This window comes from Deltaproteobacteria bacterium (genome assembly GCA_019309045.1).
Classification (GTDB): Bacteria; Desulfobacterota; Syntrophobacteria; order BM002; family BM002; genus JAFDGZ01.
The window spans coordinates 1-11,516 of record JAFDGZ010000041.1; the positions used below are offsets into that span (position 1 = coordinate 1).

At 52.9% G+C, this 11,516-nt stretch carries 12 protein-coding genes; 7 read left to right on the top strand and 5 right to left on the bottom strand.

What is annotated here, in order from left to right; all coding sequences use genetic code 11:
- Positions 1-9: 9 nt before the first annotated feature.
- The 5 genes from JRI89_10195 to JRI89_10215 form a co-directional block, all read right to left on the bottom strand.
- A complete protein-coding gene (locus JRI89_10195) occupies positions 10-402 on the bottom strand; it encodes an ATP synthase subunit I (protein MBW2071611.1) in 393 nt (130 codons plus the stop codon).
- Positions 403-424: 22 nt separating this feature from the next.
- The gene (locus JRI89_10200; protein MBW2071612.1) at positions 425-643 is read right to left on the bottom strand and encodes an AtpZ/AtpI family protein; all 219 of its coding nucleotides are present in this window, start codon (positions 641-643) and stop codon (positions 425-427) included.
- A gap of 395 nt (positions 644-1,038) precedes the next feature.
- On the bottom strand, positions 1,039-2,322 hold the full coding sequence (gene hemL, locus JRI89_10205) for a glutamate-1-semialdehyde 2,1-aminomutase (protein MBW2071613.1): 1,284 nt from the start codon (positions 2,320-2,322) through the stop codon (positions 1,039-1,041).
- Between the two features lie 95 nt (positions 2,323-2,417).
- Entirely contained in the window at positions 2,418-2,903 is a 486-nt protein-coding gene (locus JRI89_10210) for an Lrp/AsnC family transcriptional regulator (GenBank protein MBW2071614.1), read from the bottom strand.
- An 86-nt stretch (positions 2,904-2,989) separates the two neighbouring features.
- Positions 2,990-4,798, bottom strand: a complete 1,809-nt coding sequence (locus JRI89_10215) for a chloride channel protein (GenBank protein ID MBW2071615.1) — start codon at positions 4,796-4,798, stop codon at positions 2,990-2,992.
- 57 nt (positions 4,799-4,855) lie between these two features.
- Between JRI89_10215 and JRI89_10220 the strand changes: the two genes are divergently transcribed.
- From JRI89_10220 to mraZ, 7 genes are all read left to right on the top strand, one after another.
- Entirely contained in the window at positions 4,856-5,122 is a 267-nt protein-coding gene (locus JRI89_10220) for a hypothetical protein (protein MBW2071616.1), read from the top strand.
- A 517-nt stretch (positions 5,123-5,639) separates the two neighbouring features.
- Positions 5,640-6,545 (top strand): DUF2156 domain-containing protein, encoded by a 906-nt coding sequence (locus JRI89_10225; GenBank protein MBW2071617.1) that lies wholly within the window; start codon positions 5,640-5,642, stop codon positions 6,543-6,545.
- Between the two features lie 132 nt (positions 6,546-6,677).
- Positions 6,678-7,796 (top strand): alanine dehydrogenase, encoded by a 1,119-nt coding sequence (gene ald / locus JRI89_10230; protein MBW2071618.1) that lies wholly within the window; start codon positions 6,678-6,680, stop codon positions 7,794-7,796.
- 36 nt (positions 7,797-7,832) lie between these two features.
- Positions 7,833-8,609, top strand: coding sequence for an ATP-grasp domain-containing protein (locus JRI89_10235; protein ID MBW2071619.1), 777 nt, complete (start codon positions 7,833-7,835; stop codon positions 8,607-8,609).
- A gap of 2 nt (positions 8,610-8,611) precedes the next feature.
- Positions 8,612-9,349, top strand: a complete 738-nt coding sequence (locus JRI89_10240) for an NAD-dependent deacylase (GenBank protein ID MBW2071620.1) — start codon at positions 8,612-8,614, stop codon at positions 9,347-9,349.
- Positions 9,350-9,470: 121 nt separating this feature from the next.
- Entirely contained in the window at positions 9,471-10,502 is a 1,032-nt protein-coding gene (gene mltG / locus JRI89_10245) for an endolytic transglycosylase MltG (GenBank protein ID MBW2071621.1), read from the top strand.
- Between the two features lie 350 nt (positions 10,503-10,852).
- Positions 10,853-11,293 carry a division/cell wall cluster transcriptional repressor MraZ gene (gene mraZ / locus JRI89_10250; protein ID MBW2071622.1) on the top strand — a complete coding sequence of 147 codons (441 nt, stop codon included), beginning with the start codon at positions 10,853-10,855 and terminating at the stop codon, positions 11,291-11,293.
- Positions 11,294-11,516: the final 223 nt, after the last annotated feature.

Below are 11,516 nucleotides of genomic sequence, written 5' to 3' on the forward strand. Positions count from 1 at the left end.
TTCCATGATCTACACTACCCCCCTGCAAATGAGTTTCCGTGCTTCGTTAAATCCCACCAAGACGATGCCAATCACAATAATAGAAAGCCCCAATAGCAAGCCAAACGGGCTTACTCGGCCGCTGATCAGCAACAGGGCTATGATGATGCCCAGAGCCGCAAAGCGCAAATAATACTTGAAAAGATAGAAAAATCGTGCTCCCGACAATCTTGCTGGATCGAGAGCCCGCCGCAGGTTTCGCTTCATGAGGTAAAAATTGCCAACAGCAAGGACTCCTCCGATGAACACGCCGAGGCTGAACTTGAACGGGCAAAGGGCAAAGCTGGTCAGACTCAGGATACCGAGCAGTACCCAGATAATCATTTCAATTCTTTTGAGAAGAGCCTCGTCCTGAAGCATCATCGGCGCCGCCAACAAGCCTTCTTTACTCTCTTGTTCTCTTCGACATATAGCGAAAAAAATTACGAAAACCAGCGATGATACCGAATATCAGAAAGAGAATGGTCAGCCACGGGCTGGTGTCAAATACCTTGTCCAACCACAGCCCTAATGCCAAACCGATGAAGGTGGCCAGAACGATTGTCAGGCCTAATGAACTGGCAAACCCCACAAGCCGGAGAAGCTTCCTGGTGTCTTCCCTCATGAGTTGATCTCACATCATCCGGCGGGGCTAAATTCCTGATCTGTTGCAACGTTCTGACTTCGTGTAAATTATCACGTAGTACCTACCACAGCAGAGAAAAGAAAGTCAACTTTTTTTTGTGAAATTTTTGTCGTAGTCATGAAGCCGTAAAGAATCTCGAGAAAACAGGGCAGCCTACAGGGGGGAATTTGTCTTATGGATTATGGGCGCAAGGTTTGAGGAGGGTGGCCGCGGGTAGGGCTCCGATGCCCATTTCCTCTGTCGACAACATCAAGCGGTCTTGTCTCCCCTGCTCTGGGCCCCTGTTGCCTGCCGGCTGCAACAGTAACCGGCCAGAGGGCAACAGGATGCCCTCTATTTCCCCCTGATAACCGATAACCCCCAAACTCCTATTGTCACAGCTCCTTGAAGGTCTGCCCTGCCGCTTCCAGGGTTTGATCCAGATCAGCCTGCTGATGCGCAGTGCTGATAAAGGCAGCTTCAAACTGTGAGGGGGCAAGATAGACCCCTTTCTGCAGCATGCCCCTGAAAAAACGCCCAAAGAGATCCGTGTCTGCTGTGAGGGCCGTATCAAAGTCTACCACTTGTTGATCTGTAAAAAAGAGCGACCCCATGGAGCCGACTCTGTTGCTTGTCACTGGCAGACCCTGATTTTTCGCCAGCCTCTCCATTTCAGTGAAGAAGTAAGCCGACTTTTCCTCGAGTTCCTCATAGATGCCCTCCATTTCTAACAACCGGAGGGTCACCAGACCCGCAGTAACTGCCAATGGATTTCCTGAAAGTGTCCCTGCCTGATAAACTTCTCCGAGCGGCGCAACTTTGCTCATGATTGCCCGACGGCCACCATATGCCCCCACTGGCATACCGCCGCCGATGATCTTGCCGAGACAGGTCAGATCAGGGGTTATGCCATAGAGGCTCTGCGCTCCTCCAAGTGCTACGCGAAAGCCGCTCATCACCTCATCGAATATCAACAAAGAGCCGCAGCGGTCACACCAGAGTCTGAGTTGCTCGAGGAATTCCATGGAGGCTGGCACCACCCCCATATTACCGCCTACTGGCTCAACGATCACCGCAGCCACGTCCTGGCCTCGACTCTGCATGACTTCTGCCAGTTGCGCCACATCATTGAAGCGCAGCGACAGGGTATGCTGCACCACATCCGGCGGCACGCCGCCACTGCCCGGGATGCCGAGGGTGGCAACTCCTGAACCAGCCTTGACCAGCAGGGTGTCTGCGTGACCATGGTAGCAGCCATCAAACTTGATGATGGTATCTCGACCGGTGTAGCCCCGAGCCAGGCGGATGCTGCTCATGGTGGCCTCAGTACCTGAGTTCACCAGCCTCACCATTTCCACCGAAGGGACCAGGCGGCTGATCAGTTCGGCCAGTTCTACTTCAGCTGCGGTTGGTATACCAAAGCTGGTACCCTCTGCGGCTGCTTCATTGAGGGCCCGGACTACTTGCGGATGTGCGTGTCCAAGAATCAGCGGCCCCCATGATCCCACATAATCAATGTACTCGTGGCCGTCCACGTCGTAGATACGGCAGCCATTGCCTCGCGCCACAAAAAGAGGGTCGATTCCTACTGCGCGGCAGGAACGGACAGGGCTGTTCACTCCGCCCGGGATCACCTGTTGGGCTCGTTGGTAAAGCTGTTCACTCCCACGACCAGCCATTATCTCCTCCTCCACTTCCCGTCGCTCCTCTGGATAGGCCATCGCAGCTAACCCAGTTTTTCAAAGCTGCACCGCCCACCTCAAAGTCGCCATACCTATTCGCTATCTCTATCCTCGGCAAAGTAGCCCATGGTTGTCTTCTTTAGTTCCTCCACTGTATAGAGCAATTGATACTTTTCTATCTGTGCCGCAGTGGCCATGCGCTGCACAATTTCTGTACATTCCTCTGCTGATTTTGCGTGAATCATGGTAAAGATCGAATAAGGCCAATCGGGTCTCGTTGGCCGCTGGTAGCAATGGGTAACTTCCCGGAAAGAAGAGAGGATCTTGCCCACTTCCTCCATTTTTTCGGGGCTCACCTGCCATACTACCATGGCATTGGCCTCGAAACCTGAGTGCTGGTGCCGCAAAGTGGCACCAAATCTTCGTATGGTCCCATCTGCCATAAATTCTCTGATCTTTTCGAGGAGCATTTCTTCACTGATGGCAAGCTTTTTTGCCACAGCAGCAAAGGGGCTGGCAACCACTGGCAAGTCTTCCTGCAAAGCATGCACTATACGCTTTTCCAGTTCGCTGAGAATTCTGGGGATTCGGCCGTACACCTGCGGTGACTTGCAATTGACTTTCTTCTTGCTGTGAACGTCAGATGCCAACTTTCCGACTCCTTTTACTTGCCCAAACGAACCATTTCCTGGTGGTAGGCCTCCATTAACTCTTCCAGTTGGAGCATGCCGGCCAACTGGCCAGGCATCTCATCCTCCACAATGGGAATCTGGCCGTAGCCACTCCGAATAAACTTGATGAGCGCATCGTAGAGAGTTTCGCTGAGGGTAACCCACACCGGGCTCTCCGCCAGTTCACCCACAACAAGCAGATCGGATAGGGCATCCTCAAAGAGGATGGTACGCAGGTTGGGAAAGGATAAAATTCCCACGAGCACAAAGTTGTCATCCACGACTGGGAAAAAGGACTGCCTGGTGAGAGTCATGAGCTTTTTCAATTCCTTGAGACGCATATCAACAGGAAGCTGGGTTACAGGCTTCTCCGCACGGTAGACATCACGTACCTGGATCCGCTGTAGCACATTTATGGTCAGCTCTGCCAGATGCGCTGGTGAAGCGAATTTATTGGTCACCTGTTTTTCATAGATTCCCCATCGTCTCGACAGAGGCATGGTGATAACGGAGACGAACATGAGTGGAACCACCAGGCCATACCCTTTGGTCATCTCGCAAACCATGAGCAAGGCACCTATGGGCGCCTTGGCCACACCAGCAAAAAATCCCGCCATACCAACCAGAGCAAAAGCTCCCGGATGTTTAACAATACCTGGAAAGAACTGATTGCCCAATTGCCCCACTACTCCACCTAGCATTGCCCCTATGAAAAGGGAAGGACCAAAGACGCCGCCGCTGCCACCAGATCCTATGGTAAAGGAGGTAGTGAAAACTTTGGCAAAAGCGAGGATCGCCATCAATCCCACTGCAAGTTGACCAGCCAGGGCCAATTGTATGACGCCATAACCTCCACCTAGTGCTCTGGGAAAGAACAGACCAATACACCCCACCAACACTCCTCCCACAGCCGGCACAAAATGCGGCTTCATAGGGAGGCGCCGAAAGAATCTATCCCTCGAGCCATAGAGCGTCTTGGAATAGAGCCAGCCAACCGGTACACATGTTAGCGCCAAGGCAGCATAAATGGCCAGTTCACGAGGGTCGCTGAAGGCCAGTTCTGGAGTGGCAAAAATCGGCTGCTGACCAAAAATGAGCGTAAAAAACGAATAGGCTACCACTGAACTCATAATTGCCGGCACAATGGCGTCAGTTTCAAAGTCTTCAGTGTAGAGCACCTCGATTGCAGTTATTGCCCCTCCCAGAGGAGCGCGGAAAATTGCCCCCAATCCCCCGGCACACCCTGCCAACAAGAGCAAGCGTTTCTCTTTACTGTCCAGCTTCAAAACCCGACCCAACCAGGAGCCAAAACCTGCACCTATCTGAGCAATCGGTCCCTCGCGACCAGCACTGCCCCCAGTGGCCAGGGTAACCACCGAGGCAATACTCTTGACAAAGGGCACCCGGGTGCGAATCTCACCCTCCTTGTTGTGGAAGGCATCGATCATGGCATCGGTGCCATGTCCCTCAGCCTCGGGAGCCCAGGTATATACCAGGAAGCCTGATACGAGTCCTCCAATGACAGGAGCAAGAAATAGCAGCCATCTCCGCGGCGTTCCATGGGGCATACCATGGACGAGATGTTCTCCTGCAGGCGCTCCCATGGGAAAGCCCGCCAGGTAATCAAGAACAAAATATTTGAGCCATTCAAGAGAGAAAAAGAAGGCGGCCGCACCCAGTCCTGAGACAAGCCCAATGAGTACACTGTAAAAGACCCATCGAGGCAGGGTATGCTCCCTGATATTCAAATAGAGTGCTCGCCAATGCTGCCGCTTCATGCCGGTCTCCCGTATTTTCGCCATTCTATGGGCTTTGCGCGGCAAGCGCAACCGAATTTCAGCTTTGGCGGTTTCTCTTGCGTGTTACTGGTCGGTGAAGCACCTCTGGAAAGCATGGGGCAAGAACTGGCATATCATCTGTGGCTACTCCTTGCGGTGGCTTTCAAAAAAAGATTGGCGGATCCGCCTGCCGCGGCAATAGTCAACCGAGTTCGCCAGGAACAGGAAACGGCAAAGCCCTCGCCCTTTTCTCGGGGAAGAGATGCCTCCCGCAAAAAAAAAGCGGCCGCACGGCCGCTTCCGCATCATCCCGACAACTGCTGTCCATACAGGGAAATTCTCGGCTGAACTAATTGCTCCCCTGCAGGTCAGTTATCTATGTGTCTAGGTCAGATTTTGGCATAAATGCCCTGTTTGAGGATCATCTCTTGATATTCTTTCAATTTATCACATTTTTCAATACATTTGTTCTTGTCCTCATTGACGTGTTCGCAAGTTACGCATGGGCTTTTCATGGCTCTTTCTACCCCCTTCTCGGATAACTGATAGCTTTTCTTTCTAAAATCTTTTTATATCTCATAAGGTCTTGGCGATGTCAAGCATTTTCTTGGATATTATAGGGGATCGATAGCAACACCTGGCAACGCAGGCTAAAGCCTGCGGCTACCAACTCATTGCCAAGACTTCCACCAGTAACCGATAACCGATCACTGATAGCCAATTGACTCCCGGCCATTTATATGCCATATTCAGGTGTGTGCGTGAGCCTTTGTGCCGGGCTCACAGGCGGCCGCTCAGCCGTTATTTCCACACCTGATGATCTTTGGGCTCACGAGCACAGCTTGCAGGAATCAGTCTCACTCACATGTCTTCTGTGCCAAGTTATCCGGACTTCAAGCCCTTGCAGTTGGAGGACCAGGGGGTTATCAGCCAGATACTCCAGGAGTTTCCTCCCACCACTTCGGAGCTCACCTTCACCAATCTTTTCGTCTGGAGGCATCGCTACCAGTTTCAGTGGTCAGTGGTGGGCAACGCCCTTTTAGTCATTGGCAAATATCCCCAGGGCGGTTTTTTCGGTCTGCCTCCTGTGGGCGCCGACGATCTCAGCCAACCTCTCGAGTGTCTGTTCAACAAGCTGCACAGCATCAGTGATACTGCTGAATTGCATCGAGTTCCACTGGCGCTTGCCAAGAGATATGCTGCTGCTTTGGCATTGGAATGGGAGCTCGACCGGGCCAACAGTGATTACGTTTATCGCACTGAAACGCTTATCAGCTTGTCGGGCCGCAAGTTACATCGGAAGCGCAACCACCTGAATCAGTTTCGCAGGAGATATTCCTACCGCTACCAGCCGCTCACAGAGGAGCTGATCGAGGCCTGTCTTGCCCTTCAGGAGGACTGGTGCCGGCTCCGCGATTGTCAGGCCGACGAGCTGTTGCTCAGTGAAGAAGGGGCTATTCGTGAACTGCTGGCCCATTTTCGGGCCCTGTCATGCAAAGGAGGAGCCCTTGTTGTAGATGACAAGGTGGTGGCCTTCACTGTTGGCGAGCAGCTCAATCGTTCTACCGCGGTCATTCATGTGGAAAAGGCCGATCCTGAATATACGGGAAGCTATGTAATGATAAACCAGCAGTTTTGTCTCCATGCCTGGCGTGACTTTCCTTTTATCAATCGAGAACAGGACCTGGGGGAGCCAGGTTTGCGCAAAGCCAAACTCTCTTACTATCCGGACCACCTAGTAGATAAAGTAATCCTGCGCTCGAGGAGATAGCCACAGCAGGCTAGCTTATGGCTGATGAAGGGGCAAAGTCCGCTGCTGCAGGACTAGTGAAAGGTGAGACTGCCTGGCAGTCGCGCCAGGCATAGTCTTCCATTGCGTTCATCAAACAAGGGGGTTGAGACCATGATTATTGGCGTACCCAAAGAAATCAAGACCGAGGAATATCGTGTGGGCATCGTGCCTGCTGGCGTGAAGCTGCTTCTCAATGATGGTCATCGGGTACTTGTGGAGCAAGATGCAGGAAAAGGGGCCGGCATTCTAGACGATGAATACCGCCAGGCCGGAGCGGAAATTGTTTCCTCTGCAGCAGAGGTTTATAATTCTGCAGAACTTGTAATGAAGGTCAAAGAACCTCTGCCGCCAGAGTACGATTTTCTACGGCCCGGACTGGTAATCTACACTTATCTGCATTTGGCTCCGGCCCCTGAACTGACTGCCGTGCTGCTGGAGAAAGATGTCATTGCTATCGGCTATGAAACCATTCAGCAAGCTGACGGTTCATTGCCGCTGCTCACTCCGATGAGCGAGATTGCCGGACGAATGGCCGTCCAGGTGGGAGCACACTACCTGGAAAAGACCGAAGGCGGCCGCGGTGTATTGCTTGGCGGGGTGCCGGGCGTCTATCGCGGCCAGGTGACTATTCTCGGCGGCGGGGTTGTGGGCACCAACGCTGCGAAAATTGCGGTGGGCATGGGGGCAAAGGTGACAGTCATTGACATAAATCAGGCAAGACTCATGGCGCTGGATGACATTTTCGGCTCCACCATTACTACTCTCATGTCCAATCCGGACACCATCGAACGATCTGTTCGTGACTCACACCTGGTTATCGGCGCTGTCCTAGTCCCGGGTGGTCGGGCGCCGAGCCTCATCAGCCGTGATATGGTGTCCCAGATGAAGCCTGGTACTGTAATCGTTGATGTGGCGGTGGACCAGGGAGGCTGTTGCACCACTTGCAAACCCACCACTCACGACAACCCCGTTTACTTTGTGGACAGTGTAATCCATTACTGTGTGGCCAATATGCCCGGGGCTGTCCCGAGAACCGCTACTTTTGCCCTCACCAATGTGACCATCGTCTATGCCCTGATCATGGCAAACGAGGGAATAGAGAAATCCCTGGCCACAAACGAAGCTCTAGCAGCAGGCGTCAACATATATCGAGGCCATGTCACCCACGAGGCAGTAGCCCGAGATCTCGACTACCCTTTTCATTCATTGGACACTTTGATCAAAGCTTGACTTGGCCTGACTTGCTCTTTTGGAAGACCTACTGGAATGAAACACAGCAAGGTGGCACTGGGCAAAAGGCTCCGCCATTGCCAAGCAGTAATAACCCTGGGCTTGCGCCCCAATATGGATGACTATACTGAGGGCGAGCTCGAGCTTCTGCGCCGAGCCGAAACTGTTTACTATCCCACCATGCTTTATGAGGATGTGTTCCTGGCGCTGGGCAAGCGAGTTTTTCCGTCAAACTATTATCGCTTCATGGGCGACAAGATAAAACAGACCGAGCTTTTTAACATTTTGCAGATCCCCCATCCTCGCACCAAAATCTACAGTGATGTCACTGTGGAGCCCCAGAGAGTGTTGCAAGATTTTTCTCTGCCAGTGATCGCCAAGATCCCCCGGGGTTCCTCCAGAGGCAGAGGCGTGTTTCTCATGCGCAGCCTGGAGGACCTTCGAGATTATCTTGCGCGGGTGTCGCCAGCCTACATTCAGGAATACCTTCCCATCGACCGTGACCTGCGTGTGGTTCTGCTAGGCAAGAAAGCCGTACATGCCTACTGGCGCATAGCCAGGCCCGGCGAGTTCAGAACAAACGTCAGTCAGGGAGCCAGTGTCTCTTTTGCACAAATTCCTCGAGGAGCCCTCCGCTTCGCTGAAAGAGTAGTGCAGATGTGCAACTTTGACGAGGTCGGACTGGACATATGTGTTCATAAAGGAGAATTTCTGGTGCTCGAGGCCAACATGGTCTATGGACTCATGGGATTCCAGCTGGCTGATCTCGACATCTATCAACTGCTCGGCAGCCGTATACTCGAAGGGGAATGACAATGACAATCGCCAATAAAGACGTGCAGCAAGTTCGTTGTTGGCTACAACGCGCCAGACGCGTTACGGTGCTCACCGGCGCCGGTATTTCCGCTGAAAGCGGCGTGCCCACCTTTCGCGGGCAGGACGGACTCTGGCGGGGCTACCGGGCTACTGACCTGGCTACGCCTGAGGCATTCGACCGCGACCCCCAACTCGTCTGGGCTTTTTACCATTGGCGCCGCCAATTGCTTGCGGCCCTTGAACCAAATGCAGCTCACCACGCTCTCGTTCTGGTCGAAAGCAAAAAGGAACAGTTCAGCCTTATTACTCAAAATATCGACGATCTGCATCGCCGGGCAGGCAGCAGCAACATCCTGGAATTGCATGGCAATATCTGGCAGATCCGCTGCACTGCCTGCAGCGTGGTGCGCTGGAACAGGGAACTCACTTTGCCGCCATTGCCCATTTGCCGGGATTGCGGCGCACTCCTTCGTCCTCATGTGGTCTGGTTTGGTGAACCTCTGGAAGCGGCCATACTGGAAAGCGCCATTGCCGCCTGTCGTTCCTGTGATCTGATGCTGGTAATCGGCACCTCCGCTGTTGTGCAACCGGCCGCCTCTCTGGCCTTAGTCGCCCAGGAGCATGGCGCCCGCATCGTTGAGATCAATCTGGAGGCAACTCCTTACACCGACCGTTTTGATTGCTGTTTGCGAGGCAAGGCAGGAACCCTGGTGCCGGAATTGGTACGAGATTTGTAAAGAAGCACAAATGCGGCCAACATCAGCCAGGAGGCGCTCTCCTGCTGACTAGCCGCACTCTCTCCAGCCGAATGGCTTTGTTACCGTACCAATATTTTTTGTTTATTTGGGCGAAAACGACATGACTGACACAAAGGCCATTGGAACAAAGTCTGTTGCTCGTCTCATGGGCAAATGGCTGTTGCTGCTGCTAGTGCTGGGCTGTCTGTGGCTCGGTGGCAATGTTTTCTATTTCCTCAATTCTCCCGCCAGTCGGACAGCCGCCACCATTGTCATCACCATCTCCCCGGGCATGAGTCTAGATGAGGTTGCTGGACTGTTGCAGTGCAAAGGTCTGGTACGCAGCGCCCGGAAGTTCAGCCTGCTGGTAAGAGTAAAGGGGCTCGCCCGGTCGATCAAAGCTGGAGAGTATGAGCTGTCCACAGGCTTGCGCCCCGGCCAACTGCTCGATAAGTTGGTGCAGGGATCGGTGATGGTTCATCAGGTAACCTTTCCCGAAGGAGTTACCGTCAGCCAGATCGCCCGCATTTTAGAAAGTGCAGGTTTGGCCCGGGCTGAGCACGTGTTAGCAGCAGCCAACGATCGGAAGATAGCGGAGGCATTGGGTATCCCCGCTGCCAGCCTCGAGGGCTACCTCTTTCCGGACACATACCGGTTCGCCCGTGATCTGCCAGCTTCCCGCATCCTGCAAACCATGGTGGCGCGGTTCAAGCATTATTTTGGCGAGGCTTATGAGGCAAAGGCCAGGAAACTTGGCCTGACCCGCCACCAGGTAGTCATCCTCGCCTCCATCGTGGAGAAAGAAACAGCTGTGGCCAGTGAACGCCCCCTGATCGCAGGTGTATTTCTCAACAGGCTGAAAAGAGGAATACCCCTGCAGAGCGATCCCACTGTCATTTATGGACTGCCAGGCTTTGACGGCAACCTCACTCGCGCTGATCTCAAAGCAGACACGCCATACAATACCTATACCAGAAAGGGTTTGCCTGCTGGTCCCATCTGTAATCCAGGCGCAGCAGCACTCAAGGCAGTACTATATCCCACTGCCACTCCCTACCTTTACTTTGTGGCCAAAAAAGACGGCACTCACTACTTTTCCGCCACTCTTGCCGAGCACAATGCTGCGGTAGCTCGCTATCAGAAGCGACGCTGACTGCAGGGCAAAGCCAAGGAAACCTTTTCAGCTGGAAACCGCACACCCTGGCGCTCCAGACCACTTCTTGCGCGGCGCAGCAGAGCGAACCGCCAATCATGTGGAGCAGAATTGCTTTATCTAATCTATGAATTGGGCAACAATTCAAGTTTTTTACCACTATCTTGTGGTGTTTTATCTACTTATATTATATATTGAGTTTTTTAATAATAAAATGGAGAGGGAGAATATGTGGCCCTGCCCTTGATCTGCTTTTTTTGTTGACAATAGTGGCGCCAAACTGGTATACGGTGCCATTAAGTGGTAAAAAGTGGTAAAAAGTGTCATCAGCAGATCAAAGTGGGGTTCCAATGTTCCGGGGCCGCTTCCATCATACCTTAGATGCCAAGGGGCGTCTACGCATTCCCACACGGTTCCGGGAAATTCTGCAGAAGCAATTCAATGATCAGCTGATCATTACCAATCTTGACCGTTGTCTCATTGCCTACCCTCTGCCTGAGTGGGAGAAGGTGGAAGAGCAGGTGGGAGGACTCTCCAAAATGAGTCCTGATATCAGAGCATTCCAACGGTTTTTCATCTCTGGCGCCACAGAGTGCTCATTCGACAAACAGGGAAGAATTCTAATCCCGCAAACACTGCGGGATTACGCCAAATTAGAGCGCGAGGTGGTCATTGCTGGCGTGCTCAAGAATTTTGAGATCTGGAGCAAGCCCCTGTGGGACGAGGAAATACGGAACTCCCAGGAAAATTTCCGCCAGATTGCCGAAAGCGTATCCAGCTACGGCGTGTAGCGCCATATCCCCCAGAGGCAATGCGGCCTCCCTTGTTCGAGGCCGGCTGAATTTGTACTGCAAGGCCGCCATGTCTCGGCGTGTTGGCTCTTTTTGAGAAATATGTATGAGCACAACATTTTTTTGCGGCAAGCTGGACTCTCAGCAGGCAGCAAGGTGCCTGGGCAGCGCATGTGTCACTGCTCATAGCAACAGTCGGCTGCAGACGGATTCCACTTTTTTT

Excerpts from the sequence above, each read along its gene's own strand:
- JRI89_10240 (MBW2071620.1), top strand. The coding sequence starts at position 8,612 with ATGACAATCGCCAATAAAGACGTGCAGCAAGTTCGTTGTTGGCTACAA.
- mraZ (MBW2071622.1), top strand. The coding sequence starts at position 10,853 with ATGTTCCGGGGCCGCTTCCATCATACCTTAGATGCCAAGGGGCGTCTA.
- hemL (MBW2071613.1), bottom strand. The coding sequence starts at position 2,322 with ATGGCTGGTCGTGGGAGTGAACAGCTTTACCAACGAGCCCAACAGGTG.
- ald (MBW2071618.1), top strand. The coding sequence starts at position 6,678 with ATGATTATTGGCGTACCCAAAGAAATCAAGACCGAGGAATATCGTGTG.
- JRI89_10235 (MBW2071619.1), top strand. The coding sequence starts at position 7,833 with ATGAAACACAGCAAGGTGGCACTGGGCAAAAGGCTCCGCCATTGCCAA.
- JRI89_10225 (MBW2071617.1), top strand. The coding sequence starts at position 5,640 with ATGTCTTCTGTGCCAAGTTATCCGGACTTCAAGCCCTTGCAGTTGGAG.
- JRI89_10215 (MBW2071615.1), bottom strand. The coding sequence starts at position 4,798 with ATGGCGAAAATACGGGAGACCGGCATGAAGCGGCAGCATTGGCGAGCA.
- JRI89_10195 (MBW2071611.1), bottom strand. The coding sequence starts at position 402 with ATGATGCTTCAGGACGAGGCTCTTCTCAAAAGAATTGAAATGATTATC.
- JRI89_10200 (MBW2071612.1), bottom strand. The coding sequence starts at position 643 with ATGAGGGAAGACACCAGGAAGCTTCTCCGGCTTGTGGGGTTTGCCAGT.
- mltG (MBW2071621.1), top strand. The coding sequence starts at position 9,471 with ATGACTGACACAAAGGCCATTGGAACAAAGTCTGTTGCTCGTCTCATG.